At 47.4% G+C, this 16,208-nt stretch carries 15 protein-coding genes; 9 read left to right on the plus strand and 6 right to left on the minus strand.

All coding sequences use genetic code 11. The features are described from left to right. Nucleotides 1-217 precede the first annotated feature (217 nt). The 5 genes from ACN9MT_RS03240 (at nt 218) to map (ending at nt 5,376) form a co-directional block, all read left to right on the plus strand. Nucleotides 218-1,072 carry a CvfB family protein gene (locus tag ACN9MT_RS03240; RefSeq protein WP_214856486.1) on the plus strand — a complete coding sequence of 285 codons (855 nt, stop codon included), beginning with the start codon at nt 218-220 and terminating at the stop codon, nt 1,070-1,072. A 332-nt stretch (nt 1,073-1,404) separates the two neighbouring features. Then, nucleotides 1,405-2,964, plus strand: a complete 1,560-nt coding sequence (locus tag ACN9MT_RS03245) for a DEAD/DEAH box helicase (protein WP_035412660.1) — start codon at nt 1,405-1,407, stop codon at nt 2,962-2,964. 106 nt (nt 2,965-3,070) lie between these two features. Next, complete coding sequence (locus ACN9MT_RS03250) at nt 3,071-3,337, plus strand: hypothetical protein (protein ID WP_035412663.1); 267 nt, start codon at nt 3,071-3,073, stop codon at nt 3,335-3,337. Between the two features lie 73 nt (nt 3,338-3,410). Beyond that, a complete protein-coding gene (locus ACN9MT_RS03255; RefSeq protein ID WP_056063615.1) occupies nt 3,411-4,601 on the plus strand; it encodes an EAL-associated domain-containing protein in 1,191 nt (396 codons plus the stop codon). 13 nt (nt 4,602-4,614) lie between these two features. Beyond that, nucleotides 4,615-5,376 carry a type I methionyl aminopeptidase gene (map, locus tag ACN9MT_RS03260; RefSeq protein ID WP_023467279.1) on the plus strand — a complete coding sequence of 254 codons (762 nt, stop codon included), beginning with the start codon at nt 4,615-4,617 and terminating at the stop codon, nt 5,374-5,376. A gap of 76 nt (nt 5,377-5,452) precedes the next feature. Here map and menC read toward each other — a convergent pair whose 3' ends face one another. From menC to ACN9MT_RS03290, 6 genes are all read right to left on the minus strand, one after another. Further along, nucleotides 5,453-6,523 carry an o-succinylbenzoate synthase gene (menC, locus tag ACN9MT_RS03265; protein ID WP_426272765.1) on the minus strand — a complete coding sequence of 357 codons (1,071 nt, stop codon included), beginning with the start codon at nt 6,521-6,523 and terminating at the stop codon, nt 5,453-5,455. Continuing rightward, complete coding sequence (menE, locus tag ACN9MT_RS03270; RefSeq protein WP_290753918.1) at nt 6,520-7,902, minus strand: o-succinylbenzoate--CoA ligase; 1,383 nt, start codon at nt 7,900-7,902, stop codon at nt 6,520-6,522. Before menE ends, menC begins: the two co-directional genes overlap by 4 nt. 62 nt (nt 7,903-7,964) lie before the next feature. Further along, complete coding sequence (gene menB / locus ACN9MT_RS03275) at nt 7,965-8,789, minus strand: 1,4-dihydroxy-2-naphthoyl-CoA synthase (protein WP_023469886.1); 825 nt, start codon at nt 8,787-8,789, stop codon at nt 7,965-7,967. Nucleotides 8,790-8,807: 18 nt separating this feature from the next. After that, nucleotides 8,808-9,584, minus strand: coding sequence for a 2-succinyl-6-hydroxy-2,4-cyclohexadiene-1-carboxylate synthase (menH, locus tag ACN9MT_RS03280; protein ID WP_035412672.1), 777 nt, complete (start codon nt 9,582-9,584; stop codon nt 8,808-8,810). Beyond that, nucleotides 9,581-11,224 carry a 2-succinyl-5-enolpyruvyl-6-hydroxy-3-cyclohexene-1-carboxylic-acid synthase gene (gene menD, locus ACN9MT_RS03285; RefSeq protein ID WP_426272766.1) on the minus strand — a complete coding sequence of 548 codons (1,644 nt, stop codon included), beginning with the start codon at nt 11,222-11,224 and terminating at the stop codon, nt 9,581-9,583. Before menD ends, menH begins: the two co-directional genes overlap by 4 nt. Further along, on the minus strand, nt 11,214-12,599 hold the full coding sequence (locus ACN9MT_RS03290; RefSeq protein ID WP_035412678.1) for an isochorismate synthase: 1,386 nt from the start codon (nt 12,597-12,599) through the stop codon (nt 11,214-11,216). The genes menD and ACN9MT_RS03290 overlap by 11 nt, the downstream gene beginning before the upstream one ends. Nucleotides 12,600-12,758: 159 nt before the next feature. Here ACN9MT_RS03290 and ACN9MT_RS03295 point away from each other — a divergent pair, with 159 nt between their 5' ends. From ACN9MT_RS03295 to ACN9MT_RS03310, 4 genes are all read left to right on the plus strand, one after another. Beyond that, nucleotides 12,759-13,652, plus strand: a complete 894-nt coding sequence (locus ACN9MT_RS03295) for a 1,4-dihydroxy-2-naphthoate polyprenyltransferase (RefSeq protein ID WP_056063630.1) — start codon at nt 12,759-12,761, stop codon at nt 13,650-13,652. Nucleotides 13,653-13,830: 178 nt separating this feature from the next. Further along, nucleotides 13,831-14,742 (plus strand): PfkB family carbohydrate kinase, encoded by a 912-nt coding sequence (locus ACN9MT_RS03300; protein WP_035412684.1) that lies wholly within the window; start codon nt 13,831-13,833, stop codon nt 14,740-14,742. A 25-nt stretch (nt 14,743-14,767) separates the two neighbouring features. Continuing rightward, nucleotides 14,768-15,196 (plus strand): NUDIX hydrolase, encoded by a 429-nt coding sequence (locus ACN9MT_RS03305; RefSeq protein WP_426272767.1) that lies wholly within the window; start codon nt 14,768-14,770, stop codon nt 15,194-15,196. 86 nt (nt 15,197-15,282) lie between these two features. Next, complete coding sequence (locus ACN9MT_RS03310) at nt 15,283-16,191, plus strand: YihY/virulence factor BrkB family protein (RefSeq protein ID WP_426272768.1); 909 nt, start codon at nt 15,283-15,285, stop codon at nt 16,189-16,191. Nucleotides 16,192-16,208: the final 17 nt, after the last annotated feature.

The following is a 16,208-nucleotide window of genomic DNA, read 5'->3' on the forward strand; positions in this document are numbered from 1 at the left end:
TACCTAAACTAAACCTTCTTTTTCCTGCTATTTAATCATATATCTTTTTTTCAAAAAAATCACGCAAATGTGTTTCGTTCACAAATATGTCACAACTGTCATCGTGTGGTCGATTTCAGAGGTGAACAGAAAAAGAGTATAGTATGGTAGGGAAAGAACAGAAGAATGGTTCGAATGAACTTAAACCAATTCAAATAGAGAGAGGAGATGACCCGAAATGGGATTACGCGCAGGACAGGTTGTCACATTAAAAGTAGAACGTGAAGCAGAGTTCGGAGTGTTTTTGACAGATGGAAATGAAGATGTGTTGTTGCATAACAATGAACAGACACAAAAAGTAGCTCTTGATGATGAAGTAGAAGTCTTCTTGTATCAAGATAATGAAGGACGTTTGGCATCATCGATGACGATTCCAGAAGCTTCATTTGAAGACTACGTCAAGACGACGATCAATGGGACACGCTATAACACAGGAGTGTTCGCGAATATCGGGATTCAAAAAGATGTTCTTGTCTCACTTGACGATTTGCCGCAACGTCGGATGTTCTGGCCGGAAGAAGGCGATCAACTTTTCATTCGTCTAAAACATGATCAAAAGCTTCGTTTACTCGGAGACCCTGCACCATATGCTTACTTCAACTTACGAGCGAAGCCAGCTCCAGAAGAATGGAACAACATGGACGTCGAAGGTCTCGTCTTCTCACAACGCGAACCAGGCGTCAATGTCTGGGTCAACGATCAGTCAATCGGATTCTTGCATGAACGCGAGATGGAACGTTGGCCGCGTCTTGGAGAAGTCTTGAAATTACGAGTGACAAATGTAAAACCAGATGGTACAGTATTACTTTCAGCACGACCACGTGCCTTTGAAGCCATTGATACAGACGCGGAGTTGATTCTGAACCATCTACTTGAACATGATGGTCAGATGCCGTATGGTGATAAGACAGCTCCCGAGACGATCGATGAAGTATTCGGTCTCAGTAAGGCAGCATTCAAACGAGCGCTCGGTCGCCTGTTGAAAGATAAAAAAATAGAAAAAAATGAAACGGGTATTCGGTTGACGCAATAATCAAACCGAGTAAGCCTGCGTTTCGAATAGATAGTAAGGAATTCATCATTTTGGTGGTTGCGGCTGGTTTGATTACCGGCGACCATTTACTGAATATACCCCATCACTAGTGGGGGCACGCGATGACGTTCATCGCACGGTCCGGGCACTTCGCCTTTCCCTCGCCCTTATGGCAACGATTATGATGGTGACTTCCCTAAACATTATTATGAGAGAAACCACTCTATCTTTATGGGATAGATTCTGTTATAATAGGTAGTCGATTGTATTCGTTACGGTAGCGTCTGTTTAGTGGCAGACGCTTTTCATATGACAAAGGAGAGTATTTAGCATTGACAACATTTCGTGAATTAAATCTTAGTGAGGCACTTATCAAAGGTGTCCTAAAAATGGGCTTTGAAGAAGCAACACCAATCCAAGCAGAAACAATTCCAGTCGGACTCAGCGGCGTTGACTTAATTGGTCAAGCACAAACAGGTACTGGTAAAACTGCAGCATTCGGTATCCCAACAATCGAGCGTCTTGACGCAAAATCACGCAACATCCAAGCGTTGATCCTTGCTCCGACACGTGAGCTTGCAATCCAAGTAGCTGAAGAATTGAACCGGATCGGTGAAGTAAAACGCGTTCATGCACTTCCTGTTTACGGCGGTCAGCAAATCGATCGTCAAATCCGTGCACTTCGCAAAAATCCACAAATCGTCGTTGCGACACCAGGACGTTTGATGGACCACATGAACCGTAAGACGTTGAACCTCGATCACGTTCAAACGGTCATCCTTGACGAGGCAGATGAGATGTTGAACATGGGATTCGTCGAAGATATCGAGAAAATCCTCGGTGCACTTCCTGAAACACGTCAAACACTCTTGTTCTCAGCAACGATGCCACCACAAATTCGTAAAATCGCAGATCGTTTCATGACGACTCCGACGCACATCAAAGTCAAAGCAAAAGAAATGACAGTTGAAAACATCGACCAGTCATTCATCGAATTGAAAGAAAGCCAAAAATTCGACGTTCTTTGCCGTTTGATCGACACGGATTCTCCAGAACTTTCAATCATCTTCGGTCGTACGAAAAAACGTGTTGACGAGATGACAGAAGGCTTGATCCAACGCGGATACACAGCTGACGGTTTACATGGTGACTTAACACAAGCAAAACGTGACCAAGTCATCCGTCGTTTCAAAAAAGGAACGATCGATATCCTCGTAGCGACAGACGTTGCAGCACGTGGTCTTGACATCTCTGGTGTCACACACGTCTACAACTTCGACGTCCCACAAGATCCAGAAAGCTACGTTCACCGGATCGGTCGTACAGGTCGTGCTGGTAAAACAGGATCGGCTGTCACATTTGTTACACCACGTGAATTCGGTCAAATTAAAACAATCGAACGTGTCACGAACAAAAAAATGTCACGTCGTCATGCACCAACACTTGATGAAATCTTAGAAGGCAACTTGAAGCTTGCTGCACAAGAACTCATTAAACGTGTTGAAGCAAAAGACTCAAAAGAATATACGACACTTGCACAAGAACTCTTAGAAGAGTACGAAGCAGTGGAACTTCTTTCAGCAGCACTTAAAGGATTGACGAAAGAGCCGGATGCAACACCAGTCCAAATCTCTTCAATCGAACCAATCCGCGTGAAACGTTTCGGTAGCAACGGTGGTGGAAACCGTCGTCCTTACGGAAACAAAGGTGGAAGTGGAAGCGGCAACCGCAGTGGCGGATACCGTGGAAACAACCCGCGTGGTGGCGATCGTCGTGAAGGTGGTCGTTCATCTTCTTCATCAGATCGTCGTGAAGGCGGTTATGCTGGACGTAGCAACCGTAGCGAAAGCGATCGTAACCGTGGTGGACGCAAACCACGCTTTGAAAAGTAAACGATTCGAACCGATTTGTCACAGACAAGTCGGTTCTTTTTTATGATTTATCTAAGCGGTCATGATAAAATGAGCCATGAACGATAGGGAGAGGGCTGAATCATTCGTGTATACCATTTATGTAGCAGCATCCGTCTGTCTCGTTGCACTGATCGTCGCGACGAAAAAGATTTGTGAGCGGACGACAAAAGGACATTTTCGTTATATTCCGTTAGCGACCTTATTATTTGGTGGCATCATCTTTCTTGTGCTGGCCATTGGTAAGGGCGGAGCTGTTGGGATTCAATACGGTGTCCTGAGTATCATCTACTTGACGGCGACATTCGGTGTGTATTTGTATATCGCAATGCGGAAAGATACGACGTTATCGTAAAACAGGGGGCTCTCTCGTTACAGAGAGGCTCCTTTTTTGTTAAGATAGAACAAGAGTACAAGGGGGGAATAGAATGGACGCATTAGATGTCATCGTTCATCCCGAAGAGATAGAGGCGTGGTTTCAACCGATCGTAGGCGCTGCCCCTTTTAAGGTGGAAGGGTATGAAATCCAGTCCCATTTTCGTGGAGAACCGTTAAAACCATTTTTTCAGGAAGATGATGTTCCGATCGAGTATCAGCTCGAAGTCATGGGACATGTCGTCCGTCAAGCATTCCAAAAAGTACCCTCCGATACACAAGCGTTCATCCTGATCCGTTGTCGTCCGGCTTGGTTGTTTGAGAACGGTGGGGAAGATTTCTTGCATGTTTTACGTACGGTCGACTCGTCGTTTCCAAAAGAACGGATGTATGTTACTTTGACGGATGTTCAAGTCGATGATTTTGATCGTCTGGGCCGGATCGTCGCGTACTATCAGAATTCTGGACTGAAGGTAGCGCTGGATCGCGCGGAAGCAACGAGTCTCGAACGCGTCTTTTCGATGTCGCCGGATATGTTGATCGTCGATCTATCTTCAATGATTGAGAAAAAGACCGTCTCAGCATCGTATCCGCATCTCTTACAGACGATGGAGCACCTTTGTGATCAGCTTGGAGCGCCACTTTTGTATAAAAACATCAGTCATCTTGGTCAACTTCGATATGCGTGGCAGCATGGTGGACGCTATTACATGGGGAATCTTTTAGGAGAGGCTGCGCCGGAATGGGTCATGACTTGTCCTGGAATGGAGGTCTTGATCCATGAAGTCCCGATGTTCTATAAATATGATCGGGAACAGATGAATCGCCTGTTCCAACTGGAGCAAGACTGGACAGTCCGATTTAATGAGTATTGTCAGTCCTTGAAGTCGGAGCAAGATCTCGATCAATGGCTGCTAATGCTCGCCCGGAAGATGGAGCCGGAATTCATCCGGTTTTACATCACGGACGCGAATGGCTTCCAACAGTCTTCGAATGTCAGTAAAAAGAGTGGCGAGTGGAAACTGTATTCCTTCTACAAGGGATACAACTGGAGTTTTCGTCCTTACTTTATCCGGACGACGGTAGCAATGGAGAGACGGCATAGCGGATATCTGTCGGAACGGTACGTCGACTTCAGCTCGAGTGAACAAACGCGGACGTTTAGTATGCCGCTCAGCAATGGCATGTTCTTATTTGCGGATATCTCCGCAGATTATCTATATCAAGAACGATTGAGTGAATGAGGAGGAAATGAAAGTGTTAGATTATGATTATGAAGCATTACGAGAAATTGGACGCATCGTCGCGATGGCGCGCGACGAGATGGCGGATGCCGTCAAACCAGGAATCACGACAAAGGAACTTGATGACATCGGAGCACGTATTCTGAAGGAGCAGGGAGCAGAATCTGCCCCGATCGTCATGTATGATTTTCCGGGAGCGACATGTATCAGTGTCAACGATATCGCAGCACACGGTATTCCCGGTAAATATGTCATTCAAGAAGGCGATATTGTTAATGTCGATGTCTCAGCTGTGAAGAATGGCTACTATTCGGATACGGGGAAAACAGTCATCGCAGGAGAAGCAAAACGTCCGGAAGATGTCCGACTCGTTGAAGTATCATTGACGGCGCTTGAAAAAGGACTCGAGAAGGTCAAAGCCGGAACGAAGGTCAATCAGATCGGAAAAGCGATCTATGCTGAAACGCGTAAGAGTGGTTTCACCGTCATCCGTAACTTAGCGGGGCATGGTCTCGGGAAGACACTTCATGGTGAGCCGGAATCCATCTCGAACTACTTCAATCGTGAAGAAAACGATCTGCTGAAGGAAGGGCAAGTCATTGCTGTCGAGACGTTCATTTCAACAGGAGACGAGTTCTGTATCGAAGATGAGCGGGATGGCTGGACGTTATACACACCAAATCGGAGCCTTGTCTCACAGTTTGAGCACACTGTCGTCGTCTTAAAGGACGGGTATGAGATTTTGACGAAAGTCGAAGGCAAAGAATCGTTCTAAAAAAGTTCGCATAATAAAACACAAAAAGAGGCAATGGAAGTCAATCCATTGCCTCTTTTTCGTCGTGGTGTTCTTGTTACAAAGAGATCCGGGAGGTTGCCAATTTGTTTAATTGGGACTCGGATACGGCTGGAGCAAAATAGCGAATGTGTCCGTGTTCGACATGATACGGGGTCTCGAGCAAATCTTCTTCAAAATAATCCGCAGTACTTGCCATATCGATCGGATAAGCGAGCCCTGGAAGTGTCGCGAAAGCAAGGGTCTGACGACGTCCGATGCCACTCTCAAACATCCCTCCGAGCCAGTAAGGCGCTTTTGTTCGAAGGGACAAAGCGTTCGTCAGCCCACCGACACGTGCCGGCTTGATATTCAGAATCTGACCAGCGTGAAGCGTCTTCATCAAATCGGCATCCGCTGGAGCGACGATGGATTCATCTAGACAAATCGGTGTCTGCAAGAGTTTAGCGAGACGTTGAAGTCCGGACCAATCCGACGCTACGAGCGGTTGTTCCATCATAACGAGACCGAATGAATCCCAATGCTGTAATAAAGGAAAGTCTGCTTCTGTGAAGCTGCCGTTAGCGTCAAACATCAAGGGCGCATCAGGGAAAGCGGCACGTACTTGCTCAAGAACGACGGTATCCGTCGGAGCGAGCTTCAGCTTGATCCGTCCATATCCGGAGGCGAGCGCTTGTCCGACGGCTTCGACGGTCTGCGCTGCAGAAGCCCGTCCGAGTGCTTTCCCGCAAGGTACGAGGGATGATTCATCACCTCCGAGATACGTAGCGAGCGCTTGTCCGGCAGCTGCTGCGAATAATTCATAAATCGCTCCTTCAAACATCGCTTTTGCCATCGGATTGCCTTGCACGATGCGGAAGCGGTGCGTGACATCTGCTGGATGATGGAGCGGTTGGTCAAGTAACTGGTACAGCAGTGAAGCGATTCCTTGCAGAGAATGTTGTGTTTCGGACGTATACCACGGTGTATCAAACGCGACTCCTTCCCCGTAACCCATTCGTCCTTCCGAATCGGTCAGGCGCAAAATCGTCGTCCTGCGTATCGTTAACGTCGAGAGTGCTGTTTGCATCGGACGACGAAAGACGAGCGGTACATCGAACAATTCGGCAGACCGGAGGGTGATGCTCATAACGACTCCTTCAGTTGTTTCCGCAATAGTTTACCGTTCGCATTGCGTGGCAAAACGCTATGATAGATGTAATCAACCGGACATTTATATTTGGCGAGCAATTGACTGATTTCCGTTCGGATGATGGCTTCATCGAGTGAACTAACGATGAAGGCAACCGGAACTTGTCCCCATTTAGCATCGAATCGTCCGACGACACCTGCTTCTTGAATCCCATCGATCGAGAGAAGTGCTGATTCGACCTCAGCTGGGTAAATATTTTCCCCACCTGAGATGATGAGATCACTTCGACGATCGAGGACATATAGGTATCCATCGGCGTCCAGACGTCCTAAGTCACCAGTCTTGAAAAAACCGTCTGCTGTAAAGGCGTCTGCCGTTTTCTCTTCATCATGAAAATAGCCTTTCATGATTGTCGGTCCTTTGACTTCGATTTCTTGGTGGCGCGTGATGCGGATTTGCGTCGGATAAATGGCTTGTCCAGCTGATCCGATTTTTCGTAAGGCATCCTCAGGCAGAAGAGTCGCGATTTGAGAAGCTGTTTCCGTCATCCCATATGTCTGCATGACAGGAATATTGCGGTCGAGTGCACGCGTCAGAATCGGTAATGGAACAGGACCACCCCCTGTCAGTACGACGCGAAGCGCGTGACGACGTAGTCCGGCGTCGAGCAACCGATCAAGCATGACTGAGACGAGTGAGACATGTGTAATTTTTTCCGTCGTAATCCAGTGTAAGGCGCGTTCTGGTGAAAAATGTGGCTCGAGAATGATCGGTACTCCATAGATGACCGCTCGATAGACGACGGCTAACCCACTCATATGAAACAGTGGTGTGACAATCAAAAAACGATCCTCTGGCAGTGATCCGATATGACGAGCGGCATTCGTCGCACTCGAGAAATGATTCAACATCGTTTGTTCCACAGCTTTCGGATGTCCGGTCGTACCACTCGTAAAGAGCATTGATTGGACGTATTGTTTAGGCATATGGCGTATTAACAGATCGGGCGCTTCTTTTTCATAAGAGAAAGCTCGACACGGAATCGCTGTATCGAGTATCCGGTCTGTTACGACGAGCCGCACATCTGCCTGTTTGAATTGGCGTAGCACTTCCGTTTGCGTTAGTCGAGTGTTGATCGGTACGACGGTTAATTCAAGCAATTGAGCAGCGTGAAGAGCGACGATATACTGTGCACTGGATGGACCGTAAAGAGCAATCCGGTCTCCGCGTGTCACGATCGTCGCCCACGTACTCGCCAAACGATGCGCGCGTGCATATAGTTCAGACCACGTCCAACGCTCCGTTTCCGTAATGAGCGCAATGTCATCCGGTTGCTCTTTTGCCCGTGTATAGATCCAAGGATACAAAATAGTCACTTCCTTTTTGATGAATATACGAAAAAGGTTCAATGTCGTAAGACGATTGAACCTTTTTTTCATTATGGGAAACGCGGAAACTGTCCGAAGTCAGGATTGCGTTTTTCTTTGAACGCATCGCGTCCTTCTTTTGCTTCGTCAGTCGTGTAGTACAGTAATGTTGCATCTCCTGCGAGTTGCTGAATCCCTGCGAGACCATCTGAATCGGCGTTGAATGCCGCTTTGAGGAAACGAAGAGCCGTTGGTGAATGTTGAAGAATTTCAGCACACCATTGAATCGTTTCTTGCTCGAGATCCGCGAGTGGAACGACCGTGTTGACGAGTCCCATATCAAGTGCTTGCTGTGCGTCATATTGACGGCAGAGGTACCAGATTTCACGCGCTTTCTTGTGTCCAACGACGCGCGCGAGGTAACCAGAGCCATATCCAGCATCGAATGAACCGACTTTTGGACCTGTTTGTCCGAAGCGGGCGTTGTCTGCAGCGATCGTCAAGTCACACACGAGGTGAAGGACGTGTCCGCCACCAATCGCATAACCTGCGACCATAGCGATGACTGGTTTCGGGATGACACGAATCAAACGTTGAAGATCAAGGACGTTTAAACGTGGGATTTCATCGTCGCCGACATATCCACCATGTCCGCGTACCTTTTGGTCTCCACCAGAGCAGAATGCGAGATCGCCTTCACCTGTTAAGATAATGACGCCGACGTTTTGATCGTCACGTGCACGTGAAAATGCGTCGATGAGTTCATGGACCGTGTGTGGTCGGAACGCATTGCGAACTTCTGGACGGTTGATCGTGATTTTTGCGATCCCGTTCCATTGTTCATATTTGATGTCTTCATAGCTACGGGCTGATACCCATTCCGGAGCGTATTTCATTTGAATTCCCCCAATATGTTAGTGATGAATAAGTAGATTCTTTACCATTGTAACAAACTTTTGCGGTTGGTCGATATGTGGGGCATGCGAAGCATGCAAAATCACGTGAATTTTTTCAGGTGATGCCGCTCGTAAGGCGATGGCGCGGAATTTTTCATCCTCTTCCCCGACGATCCAATCAATCTCTTTCGGAAGGCATGACCAAAGAGAGGGCATGCTTCCTGTACCTTGTGCTCGAAGCGAAGCACTCAGACCTTCAACCGTTTGAGACATACGCTCCTGACGGAGTCGCGTGCGTTGTTGTTCTTTGAGAAGCGCTTGAGGTTTAAATAATCCAAGTGTCTCCCAATGATCAATGAAAGCTTCGAGTCCATCCTTTTCAAGTCGCTCCGCTAACATACGATCGGATGCACGACGTACTTTTCGCTCCACTGCCGTCTTGATACCTGGTGTTGTACTAACAGCGATTGTTCGAGCGATTTGCTCAGAGACGACACTCAACATTAAGGCGATTCGTCCGCCCATCGAATAACCGAGGACAATCCATGGCTCGGATCGTGTAGCGAGCAGCGCCTCAAGATCCTTGACTTGTTGTGTCAAACGCATTCGTTGATTAGACGCTGGTATCGTTTCTCCATGTCCCATCAAATCGAGGCGATAGACGGTGAAGTGAGTCGATAAATGCTCACTTAGCATGTCCCACGTCGAGAGAGAGCCTGTAAAACCGTGGAGTAATAAGAGCGGTGGACCAGCTCCCTCGATTTTCACATGATAGGGATGACCGCGTAAAATCATCGGAATACCTCGGCTAACGCTTGATTCGTCACGTCCCAAATCGAACGATGCATCTGTACGTTTTCGATTCGTGTTGTCTTGACTTCAAGTATCCGAGTGACATTCGTCTCTTCCGCAAGTGCTTGACGTAACGCAGCAATCGAATCAATCGCCTGATAGGTCACACCGTAGCCGGAGGCGAGGGAGGCGAAGTCGAGATGCTGCGGTGTACCGAATAGTGGCTCGAACACCGCTTGCTCGAGTTGCTGTTGCGGTAAGAAGCTAAAGATGCCGCCACCCGCATTGTTGACGAGAATGATCGTTAACGGAAGCGTGCGCGCTGTCATCAGCCCGTTGATATCATGAATGAATGCCAGGTCACCAACGAGTAAATAGCGGTGTTTGGCATCAAACGTTGCCCCGAGAGCACTCGAGAGGATGCCGTCAATCCCATTTGCTCCACGGTTCGCGAGTAGACGAAGGGGTGTTCCTGTAGGCAAGAACGTATCAATATCTCGGATCGGCATACTGTTCGAAACGAATAGGCTTCCTTCTTGTAACGTCGTTAACGCGCGGACGACGTTATACTCCGTCATCTCCTCTTGATCGATCGTCGTAAAGGCATCGGTGACGCGTCGCTCTGCCTGTTGTAACAGATTGAGGTACGTAGGGTCATGTGGAACGGGCTCATGATGTTCGAGTTGTCGCGCGTGACCAATCACGAAATCCGAATGAAGTTGGGGATCGCGCCAATTCCCTGGATGACCAACGACTGTCGTCGGAATATCCCGAGACCAAAGCAGATAAGGTTTTGACGTCGGCATGGCGCCAAAACGAACGATTCGATCCGGTCGGACGTGCTGAGCGGTAGCCGGATGTTTTAGCCATGTATCGTAGTAGGCAAAGACGTGATCATCATGCGATTGCCGTCCTTGACTGAGTGGATCTGCTAAGACCGGAATCCCTGCTTGTTTTGCATACGAGATGACAATCTGACTGTCCGCGGCAGCAAGTTGTGGTCCAAGTACAAAAAGAAGGCGCTCTTTCTGAAGCACGATCGCTAAGGCGTTATTTACTCCCGATGTCGGTTCAGGTAAAACGCCGACAGGACGACCTGTTCGTAAAAGATCGAGTTCAGGCACGAGTGGTTCACGTAACGGAACGTTGATTTGAACTGGTCCCGCCGGTTCCGTCAGGGAGAGCAGGGTTGCACGTTGTGCGACATGAGCGACGTAAGGAAGACTCGCTTCTTCTGCTAAGGGAAGATCAAATGCATGACGAACCTGCTTGCCGTATAGTCCGACCTGATCGATGGCTTGAGGTGCCCCGACATTACGTAATTCATGAGGTCGATCGGCGGTCAAAACGATCAATGGAAGTTCAAAAATATTAGCTTCAGTTACTGCTGAATAATAGTTCGTCGCGGCGGTACCGCTTGTACAAATTAGCGCAACGGGACGAACACGCTCTTCCGTCCGTGTTAAACCTAAAGCAAAAAAACTAGCCGACCGTTCGTCAACAAGGACGTGGGTACGGCTAGACGGATGCAGAAAAGCTGCAATAGCAAGTGGTGTCGAGCGGGAACCGGGACTGATGACGAAGTCCCGGACACCGGACGCGACGAGCGTATCAATTAACGTGTGCATCCACTTAGTCAACATAAATATCATCCTTTTCAATCGAACCAATGTGTGAAAGAGCTTGTAACATCGGTGATAGTTTAGTTTCCGTCTCTGCTAGCTCGCTGTCGAAATGAGAACCTTCAACAAGACCGCAACCGGCATAAAGAATGACAGCCCGTTCCGTAAATAATCCAGAGCGAATGGCAACAATGAATTCCCCATCATCCTGTCCGTTCATCCAACCGACGGGTGAACCGTACCAACCCCGTTCGAACGTTTCAATCTCTTGGATCGCATCGACCGCTAATTGCTTTGGCTCGCCACCAAGTGCAGGTGTCGGATGAAGTTTCTCAATCAGTTGGAATAACGTGACATCTGCTTTTAAACGCGCTGTGATCGGTGTATAGAGATGTTGGATATGACGATTTTTTAAGAGAATCGGGGTATCCGGACAATCCAGTTGCTCTGAAAAAGCAGATAACGTCCGTTCGATCGAATCAGCGACAATCCCGTGCTCCATTCGGTTCTTTTGATCTTGTAATAACGATTGACCGAGTGCCTCATCCATCTCATCCGTCGCGTGGCGCGGTGCAGAACCGGCGACGGCTGCTGTCTCAAGGCGACGTCCACGTTTTTGGACGAGTCGTTCCGGTGTGGCTCCGATAAAGGCCTCTTCCGGATTCGGCTGGAAGCAGAAGACATAGCTACCAGGCTGCGTATCTTCGAGTTCAGCAACGACGGCGGCTACATCAAGTGGGCGGTCCAGTTCGTAGACGACTTCCCGCGCCAAAACGATTTTTTCAAGTGTTGTCTCCAAGTAATGCATCGCTTGTTGAAACGAGGCTTCAAAGGCTTCATTTCCATCCCGAGATAGACGTAAACGCGTGACGCCTGTCGAAGTCGGTGTTTGCGGTTGATTAACTTTGGCGAAATCAAGTGCGAGCTGATTTAAGATTGAATCGACTTGATCCATCGGTTCAACACGGGCAAAGATCGTCACGCGTGTCTTACCATCTTGCTCTAAGAATAAAAACTTCGGAATCGTCATCGAAGCGTCTCCAAAGGAAGACCAGCGATAATCCGGTTGGTTAAGTTCAGTGAAAGAGAATCCGCTGAACGCAAACAAATCATGACCGACATGGTCGCGATTCACATTTGTCCATTGCGATTGAATTCGTAAAAAACGATCCGTTCCTGAAGCCTGAAGTTGTTGTACGATGCCAAACCCAATGGCCCGCATCGAGCGATCAGGTGTCGCGAAATAAAATCGTTCCTCGATACCCTGTTCGAGAGAACGCATGTCAGTTGCTTCGATTTCCCATGAATACGAAGCAAGTATAGGTCGTTGTGAGGCATTCGCCTGACTGACGGCCTGTTCGATACACTGTTTTAGCTCTTGTTGAGCGTAAGCCATACCGCTCATTGCCCCCTAGTCTGTAGATACTGTGATATGTTTCACTTATTCTAAGTGTAAACTTTTTGCGGACAAAAAAGAAGGAATAAGCTATCTTGGATTGAACATTGACATCAAAAAACGAAACCCGCTACACTTAGACAGGAAAGGGGTTATTATATGAATAAATCAATCGCTGTCTATTGGCGAATGACACGACCGCATACACTGACAGCAAGTTTTGTTCCGGTCGTCGTCGGTACGGCAGTTGTCGCACCACGTGTGGAATCAATACGCTTGGATTTGTTCGTAGCGATGTTAATCGCATCGATGTTGATTCAAATCGCAACGAATCTGTTCAATGAATACTACGATTACAAACGTGGTTTAGATACAGAGGAATCGGTCGGAATCGGTGGATCAATCGTACGTGATGGATTCAAGCCAGGTACGATTCTTGCATTTGCACTTACGTTGTATGGCATTTCCGCACTACTCGGTGTGTATCTATGCATCGAGACTTCGTGGTGGTTGCTTGTCGTAGGACTCATCTCGATGTTCGTCGGATATATTTACACCGGAGGACCACTACCGATCGCGTATACACCGTTTGGGGAAGTGGTTGCTGGCTTTTTCATGGGATATATCATCATTGCGATCTCCGCCTACTTGCAAATTGGTTATGTACCAACGGAAGCCATTGCGATTTCGATACCTGTTGCCATCTTGATCGGTTCAATCCTGCTTGCAAATAACATTCGGGACTTGGATAATGACAAGGTCAACGGACGAAAAACGATTGCCTGTCTTGTAGGGCATCGCCGTGCCGTGTACGTTTTGATCGGATTTTTTGCGGCAGCTGTCCTGTCACTCATCATTGCTGTACTGGCATTCGAAGTCTCTTGGTTTGCCTTACTTGCGTTGTTAAGTATTCCGCTCATGATTAAAACGGTCCGTCTCTTCTGGGAGGACTTGCCACCAGAACAACTGATGCCTGGTATGGCGCAGACTGGTAAAGTAAATACGATTTTCGGATTATTACTCGCAATCAGTCTCGTGATTGCGAACATCTAAATTCAAACAAAGCAGCAGGCGATTCGCTTGCTGTTTTTTTATGAGAAGATAGCGAACAGTTAGAAAAAAAGTGCTTCGGTTGTCACTGATTTAAAATTTTACTATAATTGAAGCAATGTGCCTGAAAGATCAATTCAAGGATCGGGAATCAGGAAATATGGTTAGAGGTGGAACTGGAATGAATAAAATCGCGGTAATCGGAAAAGTATTCGTCGACATAAAAGGAACTTCGTTCGCTCCTTTGCACAAGGATGCGAAAAACGTAGGAGACATCACGTTTTCGAATGGAGGAACAGGACGCAACGTAGCACAAAACTTAGCCGTCCTCGGGAATGAAGTTCGCTTTATCTCGACGGTTACGAATGATCAGATTGGCGTGGGAGTGCTCGATGAGCTGAAATCTTACGGTGCGAATGTGGATCATGTCGAAATGTTAGAAGATCATGGAATGGGTATGTGGCTAGCGGTCATGGATAACGAAGGTGACTTGCAAACCTCAATCTCGAAACAACCGGATGCGAAGTTGCTCGAAGAGGCGATTTTACGTCAATCAATCTATGCGCTCGATGGAGTCGATGCCGTTGCCATCGATCTTGATTTGTCTGTTACAGTCTTGGAACGTTTGATTCATCTATGTCGCAAAATGGAGTTGCCATTGTTTGGTGTTTGTGGTCACTTGAGCGTCATTGAACGGAATCGTCATCTGTTACAAGGCTTCACTGGATTCATTTGCAGTCGCGAAGAAGCAGAAATTTTGTCTGATCTGTCAATCGTGACGGTAGAAGATGCGATTCATGTAGCAAATGAGCTAGCGAAAAAAGGTGCTCCATTCACGGTCGTGACGATGAGTGAACTAGGGGCGGTCTACGTCGATCGTCGTACGGCGACGTCAGGTCATGTTGGAACGAAAAAAGTAAAAGTCGTCGACTCAACGGGAGCAGGCGATTCCTTCTTCTCTGCTGTCTTATCTGAATTGACAAAAGAAAAACCAGCAGAAGAGGCATTAAAGCTTGGCATGAAAATCGCGGCAGAAGTCATCGCTTCGACAGAAAACGGATTGGTTCCAGAAATGCTGGATGCCATTCAATGAATTAATTTTGAAAAGGGGTGGCGTCATGCCGATTCAACGAAGTGCGATCATTTTACGAAATGAACAGGATGAAATTGCGTTGATTCGACGGGATAAACCGAACGAAACGTATTATGTCTTTCCAGGCGGTGGAAAAGATGATGGAGAATCACTAGAAGAGACAGCGGTTCGTGAAGCACATGAAGAACTTGGTGTCGACGTGGAGTTGAATGGCATTGCTGCCATCGTCCGTTTTAACGGATTCGATAACCCTTATTTTTGGGCGAAAGCAATTGGCGGTCGCTTTGGAACAGGGATGGGTGAAGAATTCGAAGAGGAAGGGTCTGGTTATACACCAGTCTGGATTAAACGATCCGAGTTGCCGTCATTGCCGATTCGTCCACCGTCTCTTGCCAAACAATTGGCAGAAATGACAGAACCGTTCTATAAATTGATTCTTTCTGAAAACGAATGAGGTTTTAGTTGAAATAAAATGGGAAAAGTATATTAAAACAATGAGGTGGTCTTTGACTGCCTCTTTTTCATGAAGGAGAGATGACGATGGCGCATTCACGCGATCCTAAAGGGCTTGCCTTGAACTTAAAGCAGCGAATGTCCGATCACAACATTACGGATTATGCAGGGACACTCGCCTATTACTGGTTTTTATCCATTTTCCCAGGTATCATTTTCGTCATTTCCGTCTTGTCGTTCTTTGATATTGATCGTCAGACACTTGAGTCGCAAATCCGGGACTTAGCACCGGGTGGGGCCGTCAATACATTCACGGATACGATTTTTCAAGCCATCAAGGATCCGCAGGGGGGATTGTTATCGATTGGTGCGATTCTTGCCATCTGGTCCGCTTCAAAAGGTGTCGATCGCTTGATCACGACAGCGAACCATGCCTATGGTGATTTCTCGCCACGTGATTTTGTCGCAGCACGCGGGATTGCTTTACTACTCACGATTGTTCTCGGAATCGGGATGTTATTATTGATTGTCTTGAACGTTCTTGGTGGTCCAATCATCACGTATCTTGCGAATTTTGTTCTCCCGATCGATATGGGGCAAAAAATCTTATTAACGGTCTTGCGTTACGTCGTTTCAACGATTCTATTGATTGGTATACTGTCGATCTTTTACCGCGTCGCACCAAAGCGCCCGATTACCTTTAAGGAAGCGATCCCAGGAGCCGTCTTTGGTGTCATCGTCTGGCAATTACTATCGGTCGGATTTGGATTCTACGTCTCGAACTTCTCAAACTACAATCAGACGTACGGTTCGCTCGGTAGTGTCGTTATCTTGTTATTATGGCTTTATTTCACAGGATTGATCATCTTACTTGGTTCTGAATTGAACGCGTCATGGGAACGATTCATGAAAAAAGCGGATCCGAAGAAGATGGAAGAAAAGCGCTTGAAGGAACAAGCAGAACTCGATTCGATTCCGACGAATACGTTCGGATGAAGAGACGAAAAACGTCT

Source organism: Exiguobacterium sp. R-17 (assembly GCF_049913315.1).
GTDB lineage: Bacteria > Bacillota > Bacilli > Exiguobacteriales > Exiguobacteriaceae > Exiguobacterium_A.

Excerpts from the sequence above, each read along its gene's own strand:
- ACN9MT_RS03240 (WP_214856486.1), top strand. The coding sequence starts at position 218 with ATGGGATTACGCGCAGGACAGGTTGTCACATTAAAAGTAGAACGTGAA.
- ACN9MT_RS03255 (WP_056063615.1), top strand. The coding sequence starts at position 3,411 with ATGGACGCATTAGATGTCATCGTTCATCCCGAAGAGATAGAGGCGTGG.
- menC (WP_426272765.1), bottom strand. The coding sequence starts at position 6,523 with ATGAGCATCACCCTCCGGTCTGCCGAATTGTTCGATGTACCGCTCGTC.
- menB (WP_023469886.1), bottom strand. The coding sequence starts at position 8,789 with ATGAAATACGCTCCGGAATGGGTATCAGCCCGTAGCTATGAAGACATC.
- menH (WP_035412672.1), bottom strand. The coding sequence starts at position 9,584 with ATGATTTTACGCGGTCATCCCTATCATGTGAAAATCGAGGGAGCTGGT.
- menD (WP_426272766.1), bottom strand. The coding sequence starts at position 11,224 with ATGTTGACTAAGTGGATGCACACGTTAATTGATACGCTCGTCGCGTCC.
- ACN9MT_RS03290 (WP_035412678.1), bottom strand. The coding sequence starts at position 12,599 with ATGGCTTACGCTCAACAAGAGCTAAAACAGTGTATCGAACAGGCCGTC.
- ACN9MT_RS03295 (WP_056063630.1), top strand. The coding sequence starts at position 12,759 with ATGAATAAATCAATCGCTGTCTATTGGCGAATGACACGACCGCATACA.
- ACN9MT_RS03300 (WP_035412684.1), top strand. The coding sequence starts at position 13,831 with ATGAATAAAATCGCGGTAATCGGAAAAGTATTCGTCGACATAAAAGGA.
- ACN9MT_RS03305 (WP_426272767.1), top strand. The coding sequence starts at position 14,768 with ATGCCGATTCAACGAAGTGCGATCATTTTACGAAATGAACAGGATGAA.
- ACN9MT_RS03310 (WP_426272768.1), top strand. The coding sequence starts at position 15,283 with ATGGCGCATTCACGCGATCCTAAAGGGCTTGCCTTGAACTTAAAGCAG.